A 17,634-nucleotide genomic window follows, 5' to 3' on the forward strand; every position below is an offset into this window, starting at 1 on the left:
CCGATGTCCATTCTCGTCGACAAGAACACCAAAGTGCTGGTGCAGGGCCTGACCGGCAAGACCGGCACGTTCCACACCGAACAGGCGCTGGCCTATCACGGCACCAAGATGGTGGGCGGCATCCATCCCAAGAAGGGCGGCGAGACCTGGACCGGGTCGAAGGGCGAGAGCCTGCCGATCTTCGCCACCGTCGCCGAGGGCAAAGAAAAGACCGGCGCCAATGCGTCCGTCGTCTATGTGCCGCCGGCGGGTGCGGCCGAAGCGATCCTGGAAGCGATCGAGGCGGAGATACCGCTGATCATCTGCATCACCGAAGGCATTCCGGTGATGGACATGATCAAGGTCAAGGCGCGGCTCGACCGCTCGACCTCGCGGCTGATTGGCCCGAATTGCCCGGGCGTACTCACCCCCAACGAGTGCAAGATCGGCATCATGCCCGGAAACATCTTCCGCAAGGGCTCGGTCGGCGTTGTTTCGCGCTCGGGAACCCTTACCTATGAGGCCGTGTTCCAGACCACCAATGTCGGCCTCGGCCAGACCACCGCCGTCGGCATTGGCGGCGACCCGGTCAAGGGCACCGAGTTCATCGACGTGCTCGAGATGTTCCTGGCCGATGACGAGACCAAGTCGATCATCATGATCGGCGAGATCGGCGGTTCGGCCGAGGAAGACGCCGCGCAGTTCCTCAAGGACGAAGCCAAGCGTGGCCGCAAGAAGCCGATGGCCGGCTTCATCGCCGGGCGCACGGCACCGGCCGGCCGCACCATGGGCCATGCGGGCGCGGTCATCTCCGGCGGCAAGGGCGGCGCCGAGGACAAGATCGCGGCAATGGAATCGGCCGGGATCAAAGTATCGCCCTCGCCGGCACGGCTGGGCACGACCTTGGTCGAGGCGATCAAGGGTTAAAGTGAGTAGTCATTAGTGAGTAGTGAAAAGGGAAGAACGTGTGAGTGGCTGCTGAGCGGGAAATTTCTATTTTCTACTCACTACTGACTACTCACTATTCCCCTTGAAGAAGGAGACGGAGCCAGGCTCCGCGGACAAAAATGGCAAGACAAGATCAGGCCAACGACCAATTTTCGCTCACCTCATTCCTTTATGGCGGCAACGCCGATTACATCGACGCGCTCTATGCCGCCTATGAGGACGACCCGGAATCAGTCAATCCGGAGTGGCAGGAGTTCTTCGCCGGGCTGAAGGACGACGCCGGCGATGTGCGCAAGAACGCCAAGGGCGCTTCCTGGGCAAGGCCGTCCTGGCCGCTGCAGGCCAATGGCGAATTGGTGTCGGCGCTCGACGGCAATTGGGGCATCGTCGAGAAGCACCTGGAGAAGAAGGTCAAGGACAAGGCGGTCACCAACGGCGTCGTGCTCTCCGATGCCGACGTGCACCAGGCGACACGCGATTCCGTGCGCGCCATCATGATGATCCGTGCCTACCGCATGCGCGGCCATCTGCACGCCAATCTCGACCCACTCGGCATCGCCAAACCGCTCGAGGACTACAACGAACTGTCGCCGGAAAACTACGGCTTCACCGCCGCAGACTATGACCGGCAGATCTTCCTCGACAATGTTCTGGGTCTCGAATTCGGCAGCATCCGGCAGATGCTGGAGATCCTGACCCGCACCTATTGCTCGACGCTCGGCGTCGAATTCATGCACATCTCCGATCCCGAAGAAAAGGCCTGGATCCAGGCGCGCATCGAGGGCGCCGACAAGGAGATCTCCTTCACCGCCACCGGCAAGAAGGCGATCCTGCAGAAGCTGGTCGAAGCGGAAGGTTTTGAGCAGTTCATCGACGTCAAATACAAGGGCACCAAGCGCTTCGGCCTCGATGGCAGCGAAGGGCTGATCCCGGCGCTGGAGCAGATCATCAAGCGCGGCGGCCAGCTCGGCATGAAGGAGATCGTGCTCGGCATGGCGCATCGCGGCCGGCTGAACGTGCTTTCCCAGGTAATGGCGAAGCCCCACCGCGCCATCTTCCACGAGTTCAAGGGCGGCTCGGCCGCCCCCGACGAGGTCGAAGGCTCGGGCGACGTGAAGTACCATCTCGGCGCCTCGTCGGACCGTGAGTTCGACGGCAACAAGGTGCATCTGTCGCTGACCGCCAACCCGTCGCACCTCGAAATCGTCGATCCCGTCGTGATGGGCAAGGCGCGCGCCAAGCAGGACTATCTGTTCGGCCGCGGACGCGAGGAGATCGTGCCGCTGGAAGAGCGCGCCAAGGTGCTGCCGCTGCTGCTGCATGGCGACGCCGCCTTCGCCGGCCAGGGCGTGATCGCCGAAATCCTCGGCCTGTCCGGCCTGCGCGGCCACCGCGTCGCCGGCACGCTGCATTTCATCATCAACAACCAGATCGGCTTCACCACCAATCCGCGCTTCTCGCGCTCGTCGCCCTATCCGTCCGACGTCGCCAAGATGATCGAGGCGCCGATCTTCCACGTCAATGGCGACGACCCGGAAGCCGTGGTCCATGCCACCAAGGTGGCGATCGAATTCCGCATGAAGTTCCACAAGCCGGTGGTCGTGGACATGTTCTGCTACCGCCGCTTCGGCCACAATGAGGGCGACGAGCCGGCCTTCACCCAGCCGATCATGTACCGCAACATCCGCACCCACAAGACGACGGTGCAGATCTATGGCGACCGGCTGATCGCCGAGGGCCACATCACCCAGGCCGAGCTCGACCAGATGAAAGCCGACTGGCGCGCGCATCTGGAATCTGAATGGGAAGTCGGCCAGCACTACAAGCCCAACAAGGCCGATTGGCTGGATGGCGCCTGGTCTGGCCTGCGCACGGCCGACAACCAGGACGAACAAAGGCGCGGCAAGACCGCCGTGCCGGTGAAGACGCTGAAGGAAATCGGCAAGAAGCTGACCGAGGTGCCGAAGGGTTTCGAGGCGCACAAGACGATCATCCGTTTCCTCGAAAACCGCCGCGAGGCGATCGAATCCGGCGAAGGCATCGACTGGTCGACGGCCGAGGCGCTGGCTTTCGGCGCCATCCTGCTCGACGGCAATCCGATCCGCCTGTCAGGGCAGGATTCCGAACGCGGCACCTTCTCGCAGCGCCATTCCGTGCTCTACGACCAGCGCGACGAGACCCGCTACATCCCGCTCAACAATCTGTCGGCGGCGCAGGCCGGCTACGAGGTCATCAACTCGATGCTGTCGGAAGAGGCGGTGCTGGGCTTCGAATATGGCTACAGCCTCGCCGAGCCGAAGGCGCTGACCTTGTGGGAAGCGCAGTTCGGCGACTTCGCCAACGGCGCCCAGGTGGTGTTCGACCAGTTCATCTCCTCTGGCGAGCGCAAGTGGCTCAGAATGTCGGGCCTCGTCTGCCTGTTGCCTCATGGCTATGAAGGCCAGGGTCCGGAACATTCCTCGGCCAGGCTCGAGCGCTTCCTGCAGCTTTGCGCCGAAGACAATATGCAAGTGGCCAACTGCACCACGCCGGCCAACTACTTCCACATCCTGCGGCGGCAGCTGAAGCGCGACTTCCGCAAGCCGCTGATCCTGATGACGCCGAAGTCGCTGCTGCGCCACAAGCGGGCGGTGTCGACGCTGCCGGAAATCTCGGGCGAAAGCTCGTTCCACCGGCTGTTGTGGGACGACGCCCAGCTGTTGCCCAACCAGGCGATCAAGCTCACCAAGGACAGCAAGATCCGCCGCGTCGTGCTGTGCTCGGGCAAGGTCTATTACGACCTCTATGAAGAGCGCGAGAAGCGCGGCATCAACGACATCTATCTGCTGCGCGTCGAACAGCTCTATCCGTTCCCGGCCAAGGCGCTGATCACCGAACTGTCACGTTTCCGCAACGCCGAGATGGTGTGGTGCCAGGAGGAGCCCAAGAACATGGGTGCCTGGTCGTTCATCGACCCGTATCTGGAATGGGTGCTGGCACATATCGACGCGAAGCATCAGCGGGTGCGCTACACCGGCCGGCCGGCGGCCGCGTCGCCGGCGACCGGCTTGATGTCCAAGCACCTTGCCCAGCTCGCCGCCTTGCTCGAAGACGCGCTCGGCGAATAAAGAACAGAACCGACAAGAACGGACAGGCACAATGGCTACCGAAATCCGCGTTCCCACTCTCGGCGAATCCGTCACCGAGGCGACCATCGGCAAATGGTTCAAGAAGGTCGGCGATGCCATTGCCGTCGACGAGCCGCTGGTCGAGCTCGAAACCGACAAGGTGACGGTGGAAGTTCCAGCCGCCGCCGCCGGCACGCTGGGCGAAATCACCGCCAAGGAAGGCGAGACGGTCGCTGTCGGCGCTTTGCTAGGTTCGATCTCGGCAGGCGGCGCTGCCGCCCCGGCGACCAAGCCACAGGCTGTGTCGCAGGCCTCGTCGCCGGATGCGGCGCAGACCACCAAGCAGGCCGCGGCCGAGACCGCCAAGATCGCCGGCGATGCCGGCGCGGTCGAGCCGCGCAGCATGCCGCCGGCGCCGGCCGCGGCAAAACTGATCGCCGAGAACAATTTGTCGGTCGACCAGCTTTCCGGCTCGGGCAAGCGCGGCCAGGTGCTCAAGGGCGACGTGCTTGATGCCATCTCCAAGGGCGCGCCGTCGCAGCCGGCCGAGACGCCGAAGGCGGCGCCGGCACCTGCACCGATTGCCGTTCGCGCGCCATCCTCGGGCGACGATGCCTCGCGCGAAGAACGCGTGCGCATGACCAAATTGCGCCAGACCATCGCGCGCCGGCTGAAGGAAGCGCAGTCGACCGCCGCCATGCTGACCACCTTCAACGAGGTCGACATGTCAGCGGTGATGGCGCTGCGGACCAAGTACAAGGACGTGTTCGAGAAGAAGCACGGCGTGAAGCTCGGCTTCATGGGCTTCTTCACCAAGGCCGTCACCCACGCGCTGAAGGAAATCCCGGCGGTCAATGCCGAGATCGACGGCACCGACATCATCTACAAGAATTTCGCCCATGTCGGCGTCGCCGTCGGCACCGAGAAGGGCCTTGTCGTGCCTGTCGTGCGCGATGCCGACCAGATGTCCATCGCCGAGATCGAGAAGGAGATCGGCCGGCTGGGCATCGCCGCGCGCGACGGCAAGCTGTCGGTCGCCGACATGCAGGGCGGTACCTTCACCATCTCCAATGGCGGCGTTTACGGCTCGCTGATGTCGACGCCGATCCTCAACGCGCCGCAATCGGGCATTCTGGGCATGCACAAGATCCAGGATCGGCCGGTCGTGGTCGGCGGCCAGGTCGTCATCCGGCCGATGATGTATCTGGCGCTGAGCTACGATCACCGCATCGTCGACGGCAAGGAAGCCGTGACCTTCCTGGTGCGCGTCAAGGAAAGCCTGGAGGATCCGGAACGGCTGGTGCTTGATCTCTAGTCGGAGCTGATCCGCAATGGGCGGCTGGGTGGAAAGGTTCGGGTTCAGGCTGGGTCGCCTGCTACGGGTTTTTCGGCCAGCTGCCTCGACTGCCGTCGCATCGCCGACGACATCGATTGAATGGGATTCGGCGCCGGCGAGTAGCAATCTCGGCGTCTTCGCTCTCAGCGATGCGGAGATGGCGAAACGGGAGATCACCGCCATCACAATCGGCGAGCTTGAGTTGCCGACCGGCGAAATCGTCGCCTGCGATCCGCTGATCACCGGGCTAGGGCGGCCTGCGTTTAGCCGCAAGGTGAGACCAGGACGCTATCCAGTCACGATGCTTCAGGCGCAGGGCCGCATTGCTGCGGCAGTCTTGCGGTTCAGTCCCGGCTTGCCCGTGCGCTGGGAATTAGCCACCTTCGTTCGTGATCGCCCACAGGCCTATAAGTCGCAATTTTTTGAATTCATCGTCGATGACGCTGTCGCGTCGTTCATGGACAAGTCGTTTCTGACGCTTATGACCAACCAAGAAGAACTCGACGACTATCTTGCCGACGTTGCGTGTTCTCTTGACCGATTTGGCATGGACAATCCGATTGATGGGAATCCACTCAATGTCGCCATGTTCGACACTGGCTTCGGTGACGGCGGGTACCGGTCATTCTGGGGACTGAACGCCATCGGCGAACCACTTCTCCTGATGACCGACTTCGAGGTGCTCGAAAACGCGGACGGCCGAGAAAGCAACCAGGCGAACTGATGACAAACGTCACTACGCCCATAGTCGGATTTTTGGCTGCTCTCACAGCGGCGAATTCCAGTGCCCATGCCGCGTGCCCGATCGAACTCGCGGCCTATGGCGATACCCAAAGCGGCGGCGAGATCGATTTTACGCCGACCGGCACATCGGCTGTTGTCACCAACACATTCCGCATGATCCTCGACAACAATGTGGTGCTGAACGGCATTGTCATGTGGAGCTCGGGTGAAGCGCGGCCGAACGGTTCCTTGATGTACAAGTGCCCCGAGGGCGACGTCACCGGCGGCGAACTTGCCGCCTGCACGCTGTGGAACGGTGTGATCTATACGTCGGATGAGAAGGGCGCGATCGGGCTGTTGCCGGCCGAAAGTGTCGATGCGCCGAAGACACTGATCCTTCCCGACCTCGGGCCGTCATTGCGGCATTCACTGGCCTATGGCGGTAGTGGATTTTCGAAGGTGCCGTCGGATGTGTTTACGCTGAAGGGATGCCAGGAATGAGCGAGGCGCAAAGAGTGCTGCTGGTCACCGGCGGCAGCCGCGGCATCGGCGCCGCCGTCTGCCGGCTCGGGGCGAAGGCCGGCTATCGCGTTGTGGTCAACTACACGGCGAACAAGGCTGCCGCCGACGCGCTGGTTGCCGAGATCAAGGCCGCCGGTGGCGACGCTTTTGCGGTCAAGGGCGATGTCGGCAGCGAGGCCGATATCCTGGCCATGTTCGAGTCGGTGGATCGCACCTATGGCCGGCTCGACGCTTTCGTCAACAATGCCGGTATTGTCGACGCCAAGGCGCGCGTCGACGAGATGAGTGTGGCACGGCTCGAGCGCATGATGCGCATCAATGTCGTCGGTTCCATCCTGTGCGCCCGCGAGGCGGTCAAGCGCATGTCGACGCGCCATGGCGGCAAGGGCGGAGCGATCGTCAACATCTCCTCGGCGGCGGCGGTGCTCGGCGCGCCGGACAATTATGTCGATTACGCCGCCTCCAAGGGCGCCATCGACACGTTCACCGTCGGGCTTGCGCGCGAAGTGGCCGCCGAAGGCGTGCGCGTCAATGCGGTGCGCCCCGGCATCATCGACACCGATATTCATGCCTCAGGCGGACAGCCGGACCGGGTGGCGCTGATCCAGGACACGCTGCCGATGAAAAGAGCCGGCACCGCGGATGAAGTCGCTGCTGCTGTTCTCTATCTTCTATCCGACGCCGCGTCCTATACGACGGGCGCGATCCTGAATGTCAGCGGCGGCCGCTGAGCGCTCTCAAGCAGTTCGAGCATGATGTTATCCGAAAACCGCGTCACACTTTTCGGCATCATGCTCAAAACAGAAGGACAGTATCATGGCTTATGACGTCGTTATCATCGGATCGGGACCGGGCGGCTATGTCTGCGCCATCAAGGCGGCACAGCTCGGGCTGAAGACGGCGGTGGTCGAGAAGAACGCCACCTTCGGCGGCACCTGCCTCAACATCGGCTGCATCCCGTCCAAGGCGCTGCTTCATGCCTCCGAAATGTTCGCCGAGGCCGGCCATTCCTTCGACACGCTCGGCGTCGAGATCCCGGCGCCGAAGCTCAATCTGAAGAAGATGATGGCGCACAAGGATGCGACGGTGTCGTCCAACGTCAACGGCGTCGCCTTCCTGTTCAAGAAGAACAAGATCGATAGCTTCCGTGGCACCGGCAAGGTGGTCGCGGCCGGCAAGGTCTCGGTCACCTCCGAGGACGGCAAGGTCGAGGAGATCGAGACGAAGAACATCGTCATCGCCACCGGTTCCGATGTCGCTGGCATTCCCGGCGTCAAGGTCGATTTCGACGAGAAGGTCATCGTGTCGTCGACTGGTGCGCTGGCGCTGGACAAGGTTCCCGGCCATCTGGTGGTGGTCGGCGGCGGCGTCATCGGGCTCGAGCTCGGCTCGGTCTGGGCGCGGCTCGGCGCCAAGGTCACCGTCGTCGAGTTCCTCGACATCATCCTCGGCGGCATGGACGGCGAGGTCTCCAAACAGTTCCAGCGGCTGCTCTCCAAGCAAGGCTTCGAGTTCAAGCTCGGCGCTAAGGTCACCGGCGTCACCAAGGCCAAGAAGGGTGCAACCGTCACCTTCGAGCCGGTGAAGGGCGGCGCTGCCGAGACCATCGCCGCCGATGTCGTGCTGATTGCCACCGGGCGCCGCGCCTTTTCCGACACTCTGGGGCTGAAGGAAGCGGGCGTCGAGGTCGATGAGCGCGGCCGGGTCAAGACCGACGGCCATCTCCAGACCAACGTCCCCGGCATCTACGCCATCGGCGATGTCATCGCCGGGCCGATGCTGGCGCACAAGGCCGAGGACGAGGGTGTCGCGGTGGCCGAAACCATTGCCGGCCAGGTTGGCCATGTGAATTACGAGGTCATTCCGAGCGTCGTCTACACCAGCCCGGAAATCGCCTCGGTCGGCAAGACCGAGGAAGAGCTGAAGAAGGCCGGCATCGACTACAAGGTCGGAAAATTCCCGTTCAGCGCCAATGGCCGCGCGCGCGCCATGCTGCACACGGACGGTTTCGTGAAGATCCTTGCCGACAAGCAAAGCGACCGCGTGCTCGGCGTGCACATTGTCGGCTTCGGCGCCGGCGAGATGATCCACGAGGCGGCGGTGCTGATGGAGTTCGGCGGCTCGTCGGAGGATCTCGCCCGCACCACCCACGCGCATCCGACGATGTCGGAAGCGGTGAAGGAAGCGGCGCTGGCAACTTTCTTCAAGCCGATCCACATCTAAAGGCTCATTATAAACTCTACTCCGGAGGCCATCTGGCGCGACTTTCTGCGCTTCTCACAGCGCCGCGCGCCCTCTTGGACGCGCAAAGGACGCTGTGACACTTTTGACTGGCGCATGATCCTTTCCGAAAATCGGACCGATTTTCGGGGTCATGCGCTGCTCACGGACTCGAATGTCCGCTCCGCTCCGGTTCTTGAAAGCCACGCCAGCTGACTCACCGGAGCGAGTTTCTAAAGGCCTTTCGGGCGCTATCGCCCCAAAAACAAAACGGCCCGCTTTTCAGCGGGCCGTTCGTATCTGATATCGAGCCGATCAGTTGGCCGGCGCAGGCGCCGGAGCGGGAGCAGGCGCTGGTGCTGGTGCAGGCGCGGGTGCTGGCGCAGGGGCCGGAGCTGGCGCAGGAGCCGGTGCTGGCTCGGGTGCCGGAGCGGGCGCGGGCGCAGGGGCCGGCGTGCTGGCCGCTGGCGGTTCGGCGGGTGCCGGATGTTGGCCGCTTCTGCCGAAAACGTAATACGCGACAATCGCCAGGATAACGACGACCAGCGCAATCAGCCAAGGGCTGCCGCCACCGCCGCTTGGCCTGGGAGTGTCGTTCGATGGATTCGCCATAAAAGTGTCCTCCGTGGATGAAAATGATCAATCAACAGCCATCAACGTGCAACCGTTGAATGGGTTTCACGCTAGAGAAGGAAAACGCCGAAAACGCGGCGTTTGGGCCCCCCACTGCCGTCCGACTCAATTGACGGCGGTGACAGTATAGCCGGCTTTACGAAAATCCTCGACCAGTCCTGGCGGCGTTTCGCCACGCAGTGTTCCAAACCAACCGATGCTATCGTTGGTTGCGAAGGATTTGCCGGTATGACGCCCACAGCACAGACCTTTCCCGATCCCGAAGGCGTTCTTGCCGGCGCTCAGTTCGCCGACCGCTACGTGCTGACAACCGATGGTCTTGCATTGACCGCCATTGGCGCGGCCGAGCGCGCCCCTGGGGCGAACCCCGCTGTGGGTCGGCCGGCTTACGGCGCTGCGCAACCTCGCCGTCAGGCCATTTGGGCTGAAAACGGGGGCTAGACCCGACGCACCGCCGGAAAGCAGGATCGGCATATTTCCGCTCATCAGCCAGGCGCCCGGCAGGGTCGTCCTTGGCCTGGACGACCGGCATCTCGATTTCCGCATCCTGGTGGAGGTGAACGACCTCGGCGCGGGCCGGCAGGAGGTGGCTGCGTCGACGATCGTGAAGACGCACAATCTGTTTGGGCGGACGTATCTCGCCATCATCATGCCGTTTCACCGCATCATCGTTCCGGCGATGCTGGCTCAGCTTTTGAACAAATAGGGGTTAAAGCCCCACTGCCGTGACAGTATAGCCAGCCTTGCGGAAATCCTCGACCAGTCCCTGCGGACCAGGAAGGTGCAGCGCGCCGACCGCCATGAAGGCGTTGCCCTTGGCCAGGATCGGCTCGGCGTGATCGACCATCACCTTGTTGCGGCTGGTGATCATGGTTTCCTCGAAGGCCGCATAGCCGGCGGGATCGTTCTGTTCGTCCGGCATGGCGGCGCGGAACAGCGGCCAGAACATGCCGGTGTCGCCGCGCTGGTAGAGGATGATCATCGTCTCGTTGATGTCGTTGACCTTGTCGCCCAGCTTCAGCGTGTCGACCAGGCCCTTCATGTGAAAGGCGAGCGGCAGCGAGGCCATGGCGCGCAACTGGCTCTCGGCCGTTTCCAATCCTTCCACCGGCTTGCCGGCGGCCTTGGCACTCTCGGCCAGCTTGACGTCGAGCACCGGCGCCCCGCCCGACTGGCGGGCGAGTTCGCAAGCCGGAAGCGCCATCATCGCGGACAGCATCCATGGCTTCATCTTGGCGACCGTTGCCGGCGGAATGCCGCGCGCGTCGAGTGCGGCATTCATCGCCGCCGCTTCGTCCGGAGTCAGCAAGGACGACAGCGTCGTGGAGTCGGTGAACATCATCAGGTCCGGCTCTTTCAGCATTGCCGTCATCATCTTCTGCTTGTCGAGCACGTCGGTGGTTTCGATGATGAGGGTGCCGGCGGCGTCAAACGCCTTCTGCGCTTGCGGTGGCAGCGTGGTGACGCGCGGGTCGGTCATGTGCATGGTGCCGAACAGATAGGATGGCTGTTCGCCCGATTTCTCCAGCTTCCACAGCAGGCCCTTGCCATTCAGTGTGGCGGCGGCTTCCGCCTCGATCTTGCTGTAGGTGGCAGGGTTGCTCTTCTGCAGGGCCGACAGCATGTCGGCGCCGCTGCAGGTCGGGAATTCCGCATGCGCCCTGCCGGCGGCGAACAGCAGGACGGCAAGGAAAGACAGGAAAAACAGCACGTTGAGCGCGACAAGCAGCTTCAGCGAGATGGAAGCTGCACGGTCGGCGATGGCAATGACGCGTTTCATGACATCTCTTCTAAGGATGAAAAGCGGCAAAACGGTTAATTGGTAGGTCGAAATTGAAGGGGTTACGCCCTCGGATGGGCCGATTCGTAGATTTCGAGCAGCCTTGCGGTGTCGACGCCGGTGTAGATTTGCGTCGTCGACAGGCTGGCGTGGCCAAGCAGTTCCTGGATGGTGCGCAGATCGCCGCCACGGCCGAGCAGATGGGTGGCGAAGGAATGGCGCAGCGCGTGCGGTGTCGCCGTGTCGGGCAGGTTGAGCGCCGAGCGCAGTTTCGCCATGTCGCGCTGGATGATGGCCGGATTGAGCGGGCCGCCGCGCGCGCCGCGAAACAACAGCTCTTTCGGATCGAGATGATAGGGGCAGAGGCGGCGGTATTCGGCGATTGCTCGCAGCGCAACCGGCAGCACCGGCACCAGCCGCGTCTTGCCGCCCTTGCCGGTGACGCGCAGTACGGTGTCGGCCTCCGAGGCCAGATCGGCGCCGGCGAGGCCGAGCGCCTCGGAAATGCGCAGGCCCGAGCCATAAAGCAGCGTCAGCACGGCGGCGTTGCGGGCGGCGATCCAGGGTTCTTCGGCCAGTTGGCCCTCCACCGACACGACCTGTTTGGCGTCGCTCGCCGTCAACGGTTTCGGCAGCGATTTGGGCTGGCGCGGCGCGCGAAGTGCTGCGGCACCAGCCGCATTGGCGAGACCTCGCCGTTCGAGAAAGCGCAGCAGCGAGCGGATGCCGGCGAGACCTCGGCCAAGTGTGCGCGCACCGGCGCCACCGTTGCGGCGCGCGGCGAGAAAGCCGCGCAGATCGGCAGGGCGCAGATTGGCGATGTCCGAAATACCGGGCGAGCCGCCGCAATGGCCGGTGAGGAAATGCAGGAACTGGCGCGTGTCGCGTTCATAGGCCTCGACGGTCTCTGGCGACAGCCGGCGCTCACGCGCCAGCATCTTCAACCAGCTTTCGCGCGCCGCCTGGAGATCGGGTTTCGCCGGGATGAGGAATTCCTGCATGGCGGCATTTTCGGGGATTCGGGTTAGGAAGCAGTGAAGAGCGCGTCATTGAAATGACAAGGGGTGATCATTGAAATGACGCCGGGCTGGGGCTAGAGCAGGCCAAAGGATATTTCGCCATGAGCAAGCCGCAAAACCCTGTCCAGATGGCCGTGATCGGCGCCGCCCATGGCATCAAGGGCGAACTCAGGGTGAAAACCTTCACCGGCGAGCCGATGGCGCTGGCCGATTATGGGCCGCTCTATGCCAGGGATGGCCGTGCCTTCCAGATCATCGACATCAGGCCCGCCAACACGGTCGTCGTGGTGCGTTTCAAGGGCATCAGTGATCGCAACACCGCCGAGGCGCTCGCCGGGACCGAGTTGTTCGTCGACCGTTCGATGCTGCCCGACGACGGCGAGGAGGATGAATTCTACCATGCCGACCTGGTCGGGCTGGAGGTTCGCGACGATACCGGTGCCGCGCTCGGCAAGGTCGTCGCCGTGCATAATTTCGGTGGCGGCGACATTCTCGACGTGACGCTTGGCGGCCGCAAGGGCGTGCTGATCCCGTTCACTCAGGCCGCCGTGCCACAAGTGTCGATCGCCGAGGGCTTTGTCCGCGTCGACCCGGCGGCGGCCGGACTGATCGAGGACGAGGATGGCGATGCGCCCGGCGAAGACGGTTTCGATCCGAAGGGCAGGCCGCGCGGACCGCGCGACGCCGGGGGTAACCGGTGAGTTTTGCCGCGTCGGTACTGACACTCTACCCCGAGATGTTTCCGGGCGCGCTCGGCCTGTCGCTGGCGGGCCGCGCGCTCGAGGCCGGCACATGGTCGCTTGAAGCGATCCAGATCCGCGATTTCGCCACCGACAAGCACCGCACCGTCGACGACACGCCGGCCGGCGGCGGCGCCGGCATGGTGATGCGCGCCGATGTGCTGGCCAGGGTCATCGATCACGCCTCGCCGCCGGGCGATACGCGTCCGCGCCTTTTGATGAGCCCGCGCGGCAAACCGCTGACCCAGGCGCGCGTGCGCGAGCTTGCCGCCGGGCCGGGCGCCGTCATCCTGTGCGGCCGCTTCGAGGGCGTCGACCAGCGGCTGATCGACGCGCGGGGATTAGAGGAAGTTTCGATCGGCGATTTCATCCTCTCCGGGGGCGAACCGGCAGCACTTGTGCTGCTCGACGCCGTGGTGCGGCTGCTGCCCGGCGTGATGGGCAATGCGGTGTCCGGCGAGGAAGAGAGTTTCGAGAACGGCCTGCTCGAACATCCGCACTACACGCGGCCGCAGGAATTCGAAGGGCGGGAGATTCCCGACGTGCTGATCTCAGGCAATCACAAGAAGATTGCCGCATGGCGTCGGGAGCAGTCGGAGAGGCTGACCAGGGAGAGGCGGCCTGATCTGCTCAGCGTTCAGCCCTTGCCGAAGTAATAAAAGGCGAGAAACAGGCCGACGGCGACGACGAAGCCGCGCACCACGTTCTGCGGCACGCGCTTGGCGATCCACACACCGGCATAGCCGCCGAGCGCACCGCCCGGGATCATGATGATCGCCTGCGGCCAGGCGACGACGCCGCCCGAGACGAAGACGACGATGGCGACCGCCGCGATGACCACGGCCAGCATGTTCTTCAGCGCGTTCAGCCGGTGGTAGTCGCCGGCCTGGGTGAGGCCGAGCGTCGCCAGCATCATCACGCCCATGCCGGCGCCGAAGAAGCCGCCATAGATGGCGGTGATGAACTGCGCCAGCGAACCGGCGAGCGAGCCGACCGCCGCCTCATGACCGGGTTTTGGCGCTGGCTTCAGCCACGGCCCGGCGGCAAACAGGGCGGTTGCGCCCAAAAGCAACCACGGCACCAGGGCGCGGAAGGACGGGTTGGACAGCGCCAGCAGGATCAGCGCGCCGGCCAGCGCGCCGATCGCCGATATGGCGCAAAGCAGCAGGGCACCGCGCCAGAAGTGGCGGATGTCGGTCCAGTAGGCCAGCGTCGAGGTGATATAGCCCGGGAATTGCGTCACCGAGGAGGTGGCGTTGGCGACGATCGGCGGCACGCCGACCAATGTCATGGCGCCGAAGGTGATGAAGGTGCCGCCGCCGGCGACCGCATTGGCGGCGCCGGACAGGAAGCCCGCCAGGAACAGCAGGATGGCGTCGAAGACAGACATGGAATGCCGCCGCGGAAAACTGTGTCATGTCAGGCTTAGAAAGGCCTGAGGGCCGGCGCAACCCGGCACGGAGCGATTACGATGGTGCCATGCCGGCAAAAAAGACTCGTGCGCGGGCGTGACAAAGCCCTGAAATAGCTGTATGTGCCCGCCGAACCGGAAGAAGAATCTGCCGGACCCGTCAACAATGACGGTGTAGTCGCCCCTGTCCGATGTCTTGGAGACAAAAATGTCTCAGAGCCAAAGGACATAGCCGAGCGGTCAATGGAACTGCAAGGCGAGTGTCGGACGCTCTGACTGTCGGAAGAACAAGAAGTGGATTACCCAAGATGGATCTCATCCGTCAGCTCGAGGCCGAGCAGGCCGCCAAGATCGAAGCCAAGCGCAAGCTCCCCGAATTCCAGCCCGGCGACACCGTGCGCGTCCAGGTCCGCGTGACCGAAGGCACCCGCACCCGCGTCCAGGCCTATGAGGGCGTCGTCATCGCCCGCGCCGGTTCCGGCTTCCAGGAAAATTTCACCGTCCGCAAGATCTCCTACGGCGAAGGCGTCGAGCGCGTGTTTCCGGTTTTCTCGCCGATGGTCGAGGGCGTCGAGATCGTGCGCCGCGGCAAGGTGCGTCGCGCCAAGCTCTATTACCTGCGCGACCGTCGCGGCAAGTCGGCCCGTATCTCGGAAAACACCGGCGTGCGCGCCCGCAAGCTCAACGATGAGGAGCGCGACGCGCTGAACGCCGAGAAGGCCCGCATCGAAGCCGAGAAGGTCGCCGCCGCCCAGGCGCTGGCCGCCGAGACGGCCGCCGAGAAGAAGGCAGCCGCTGAGGCTGAGGCCGCCAAGGCCGCGGAAGCGACCCCCGCCGAATAAGACTTCGGAAATCCCATTCAAAAAGGCGGCTTCGGCCGCCTTTTTTCGTTTCACCAGACTGTGAACGCTTTCAGCCCAGAAAATCGGATCCCGGCGTTGACGTCATATTATCTTGTGTACTAAATAATCGTTCACAAGATAATTGGAGATTTGATATGGCACTCTACACCACACAGGCTCACGTCACCGGCGGCCGCGCCGGCCATGGCGAGACCAGCGACGGTCTTCTCAAGGTCGATCTGGCGATGCCCAAGGAGCTCGGCGGGCCGGGTGGCGCCACCAATCCCGAGCAGCTTTTCGCCATCGGCTATGCCGCCTGCTTCGAAAGCGCCATCCGCTTCGTCGCGCGCAAACAGAAGCTGCCGCTCACGGATGCGGGGGTAAGCTCGACCGTCAGCCTGCTCCCCAATGGCGAGGGCTTCAAGCTCGGCGTCGCGCTCGCGGCGGAAACGAAAGGCCTTGATCAGGCGGCGGCGGAAGCGCTTGTATCGGAGGCGCACAAGATCTGCCCCTATTCCAACGCCATCAGGGGCAATGTCGAGGTGGCGCTTACGGTAAAGGCGGCATGACGGGAAAGACCACAAACAGCGCCAGCGACGTCCCTGCGGAGACCGCCGGGACGGTGAGGGTTCCGCGACTCGACCAGCAGCTCTGCTTCGCGCTCTATTCGGCGAGCGGGCTGATGACCAAGCTCTATCGGCCGTTGCTCGATCCGCTCGGCCTGACCTATCCGCAATATCTGGTGATGTTGGCGCTGTGGGAGCACGCGCCGAGCACGGTGGGCACGCTTGGCGAGGCGCTTGGCCTGGATTCCGCGACGCTGACGCCGCTGCTCAAGCGAATGGAGGCGGGCGGCCTCCTCACCCGTCGCCGCGATGCCGCCGATGAGCGCCGGGTGCTGGTCGAGCCGACGGCCAAGGGCCAGGCGCTGCGCGCACGCATCAAGGATGTGTCCTTGGCCCTTGCCTGCAGCGTGCCGCTGCAGCCTGGCGAAGCGAAAGCCCTGCACGCAACACTCACCCAGCTTGTTGCCGGTCTGCGCGACGCTGTAACGGAAGACGCGTCGGCGGATGCGGAAGCGTTGGTCTCTGGCTCGAGATAAGCAGATCATCCGGAAATCCCTGAATTGAGGGTATTGGAATCCCTTTTCGCGCGCGCTGACGCAGCGGACCGTCTTGCATGGCGCATGCGGAAAGCTAAAGTCGGCGCCGGATTTTCTTGTAAGCCCATCCGGGCGCTTTCAATTTTCGGGAGTGTGTCATGACCAAGTCGAAACTGCTGCTGGCCGGCCTGCTGGCCCTTGTGCTGGCGCCCGTTGCCGCCTTTGCGCAGGCGCTGCCCGATCTCGGCGGGAAGAAGGTGGTGGTGGTGACGGAGAACGCCTATCCGCCGCTGCAGTTCATCGATCCCAAGACGGGAAAACAGATCGGCTGGGAATATGACGCGATGAACGAAATCGCCAAGCGGCTGAATTTCAAGGTCGAGTACCAAAACACCTCCTGGGACGCGATGATCCAGGCGGTTTCCGACAACCAGTACAACATCGGCATGACCGGCATCACCATCAAGGACGACCGCAAGGAGAAGGTCGATTTCTCCGACCCCTATATGCGCTCGGAGCAGTTCATGCTGGTGCGCGGCGACGAAAGCCGCTTCACCGACGCCAAGACCTTCGGCGCCTTCAAGGACGGGCTGATCGGCGCGCAACCTGGTACGACGCCGTTCTACACCGCCGTCTACAGCGTGCTCGACGGTAATGAGCAGAACCCGCGCATCAAAATGTTCGAGACTTTCGGCGCCACCGTGCAGGCGCTGAAATCCGGCGACGTCGATGTTGTGCTGACCGACGGCACCGCCGGCAAGGGCTATGTCGATGCGTCCGAGGGCAAGCTGAAGCTCATCGGCGGCCCGCTCGGCACCGAGGATTTTGGCTTCATTTTCCCGAAGGGATCGGATTTGGTGAAGCCGGTCAACGCCGCGATCGCCGCGCTGAAGGCGGACGGGACGCTCGATACACTGAACAAGAAGTGGTTCCTTGATTACAAGATGGGGCAGTAGGTCCTGTTGTTGACGGGAGTGCCCGTGCGGGAAATCACGCTGAGTTTGCGCTTGAGCACCCCCCTCTGCCCTGCCGGACCTTCGTCGTTCGGAAAGCCAAGCAATTGGCTTTCCGTCCGCTGCGCGGACCACTTCCTCAACCCCCGCAAGGGGGGAGATTGGCCGCTTCGCGTACAGCGCTTCCTTTTCAACGTCGGTTATTGGCGAAGGCCAAGGCGACATCCGATCTCCCCCCTTGAGGGGGAGATGCCCGGCAGGGCAGAGGGGGGTGCCTCGGCGCTACCCTTTCGGGGCTTCCATTCTGGCGACATCGCCT

15 protein-coding genes and 2 pseudogenes are annotated in these 17,634 nt (G+C 63.5%); 14 read left to right on the forward strand and 3 right to left on the reverse strand.

What is annotated here, in order from left to right; translation table 11 throughout:
- Nucleotides 1-3 precede the first annotated feature (3 nt).
- The 8 genes and pseudogenes from sucD (at nt 4) to CKW40_RS26100 (ending at nt 10,174) form a co-directional block, all read left to right on the forward strand.
- Complete coding sequence (sucD, locus tag CKW40_RS26060; protein WP_027042853.1) at nt 4-906, forward strand: succinate--CoA ligase subunit alpha; 903 nt, start codon at nt 4-6, stop codon at nt 904-906.
- A 140-nt stretch (nt 907-1,046) separates the two neighbouring features.
- Nucleotides 1,047-4,034, forward strand: a complete 2,988-nt coding sequence (locus tag CKW40_RS26065) for a 2-oxoglutarate dehydrogenase E1 component (protein ID WP_095202696.1) — start codon at nt 1,047-1,049, stop codon at nt 4,032-4,034.
- 31 nt (nt 4,035-4,065) lie between these two features.
- A complete protein-coding gene (odhB, locus tag CKW40_RS26070) occupies nt 4,066-5,349 on the forward strand; it encodes a 2-oxoglutarate dehydrogenase complex dihydrolipoyllysine-residue succinyltransferase (RefSeq protein ID WP_095202697.1) in 1,284 nt (427 codons plus the stop codon).
- A gap of 16 nt (nt 5,350-5,365) precedes the next feature.
- A complete protein-coding gene (locus tag CKW40_RS26075) occupies nt 5,366-6,094 on the forward strand; it encodes a DUF4241 domain-containing protein (RefSeq protein WP_095202698.1) in 729 nt (242 codons plus the stop codon).
- Nucleotides 6,094-6,594: a hypothetical protein gene (locus tag CKW40_RS26080; protein ID WP_095202699.1), complete on the forward strand. Its 501-nt coding sequence runs from the start codon at nt 6,094-6,096 to the stop codon at nt 6,592-6,594. The genes CKW40_RS26075 and CKW40_RS26080 overlap by 1 nt, the downstream gene beginning before the upstream one ends.
- A complete protein-coding gene (locus tag CKW40_RS26085; protein ID WP_095202700.1) occupies nt 6,591-7,346 on the forward strand; it encodes an SDR family oxidoreductase in 756 nt (251 codons plus the stop codon). The genes CKW40_RS26080 and CKW40_RS26085 overlap by 4 nt, the downstream gene beginning before the upstream one ends.
- A gap of 76 nt (nt 7,347-7,422) precedes the next feature.
- Nucleotides 7,423-8,838 (forward strand): annotated as a pseudogene (gene lpdA / locus CKW40_RS26090) (dihydrolipoyl dehydrogenase); the annotation flags it as partial.
- Between the two features lie 858 nt (nt 8,839-9,696).
- A pseudogene (locus CKW40_RS26100) lies at nt 9,697-10,174 on the forward strand (DUF2867 domain-containing protein).
- A 3-nt stretch (nt 10,175-10,177) separates the two neighbouring features.
- Here the strand turns inward: CKW40_RS26100 and CKW40_RS26105 are convergent.
- Together CKW40_RS26105 and CKW40_RS26110 are read right to left on the reverse strand one after the other, a co-directional pair.
- Nucleotides 10,178-11,248 (reverse strand): TraB/GumN family protein, encoded by a 1,071-nt coding sequence (locus tag CKW40_RS26105; protein WP_095202703.1) that lies wholly within the window; start codon nt 11,246-11,248, stop codon nt 10,178-10,180.
- Between the two features lie 62 nt (nt 11,249-11,310).
- Entirely contained in the window at nt 11,311-12,249 is a 939-nt protein-coding gene (locus tag CKW40_RS26110; protein ID WP_095202704.1) for a tyrosine recombinase XerC, read from the reverse strand.
- A 119-nt stretch (nt 12,250-12,368) separates the two neighbouring features.
- Between CKW40_RS26110 and rimM the strand changes: the two genes are divergently transcribed.
- Together rimM and trmD are read left to right on the forward strand one after the other, a co-directional pair.
- A complete protein-coding gene (gene rimM / locus CKW40_RS26115; protein ID WP_095202705.1) occupies nt 12,369-12,968 on the forward strand; it encodes a ribosome maturation factor RimM in 600 nt (199 codons plus the stop codon).
- A complete protein-coding gene (trmD, locus tag CKW40_RS26120; RefSeq protein WP_095202706.1) occupies nt 12,965-13,663 on the forward strand; it encodes a tRNA (guanosine(37)-N1)-methyltransferase TrmD in 699 nt (232 codons plus the stop codon). The genes rimM and trmD overlap by 4 nt, the downstream gene beginning before the upstream one ends.
- On the opposite strand, the gene CKW40_RS26125 is transcribed toward trmD, so the two are convergent.
- Entirely contained in the window at nt 13,645-14,397 is a 753-nt protein-coding gene (locus tag CKW40_RS26125) for a sulfite exporter TauE/SafE family protein (RefSeq protein ID WP_095202707.1), read from the reverse strand. The genes trmD and CKW40_RS26125 overlap by 19 nt on opposite strands.
- A gap of 329 nt (nt 14,398-14,726) precedes the next feature.
- Between CKW40_RS26125 and rplS the strand changes: the two genes are divergently transcribed.
- The 4 genes from rplS (at nt 14,727) to CKW40_RS26150 (ending at nt 17,318) form a co-directional block, all read left to right on the forward strand.
- Nucleotides 14,727-15,260, forward strand: a complete 534-nt coding sequence (gene rplS / locus CKW40_RS26135; protein WP_095202708.1) for a 50S ribosomal protein L19 — start codon at nt 14,727-14,729, stop codon at nt 15,258-15,260.
- 155 nt (nt 15,261-15,415) lie between these two features.
- Nucleotides 15,416-15,829: an organic hydroperoxide resistance protein gene (locus tag CKW40_RS26140; protein WP_095202709.1), complete on the forward strand. Its 414-nt coding sequence runs from the start codon at nt 15,416-15,418 to the stop codon at nt 15,827-15,829.
- Nucleotides 15,826-16,362 carry a MarR family winged helix-turn-helix transcriptional regulator gene (locus CKW40_RS26145; RefSeq protein WP_095202710.1) on the forward strand — a complete coding sequence of 179 codons (537 nt, stop codon included), beginning with the start codon at nt 15,826-15,828 and terminating at the stop codon, nt 16,360-16,362. The genes CKW40_RS26140 and CKW40_RS26145 overlap by 4 nt, the downstream gene beginning before the upstream one ends.
- Nucleotides 16,363-16,520: 158 nt before the next feature.
- Nucleotides 16,521-17,318 carry a transporter substrate-binding domain-containing protein gene (locus CKW40_RS26150; RefSeq protein WP_095202711.1) on the forward strand — a complete coding sequence of 266 codons (798 nt, stop codon included), beginning with the start codon at nt 16,521-16,523 and terminating at the stop codon, nt 17,316-17,318.
- Nucleotides 17,319-17,634: the final 316 nt, after the last annotated feature.

Source organism: Mesorhizobium carmichaelinearum, from assembly GCF_900199455.1.
GTDB lineage: Bacteria > Pseudomonadota > Alphaproteobacteria > Rhizobiales > Rhizobiaceae > Mesorhizobium > Mesorhizobium carmichaelinearum.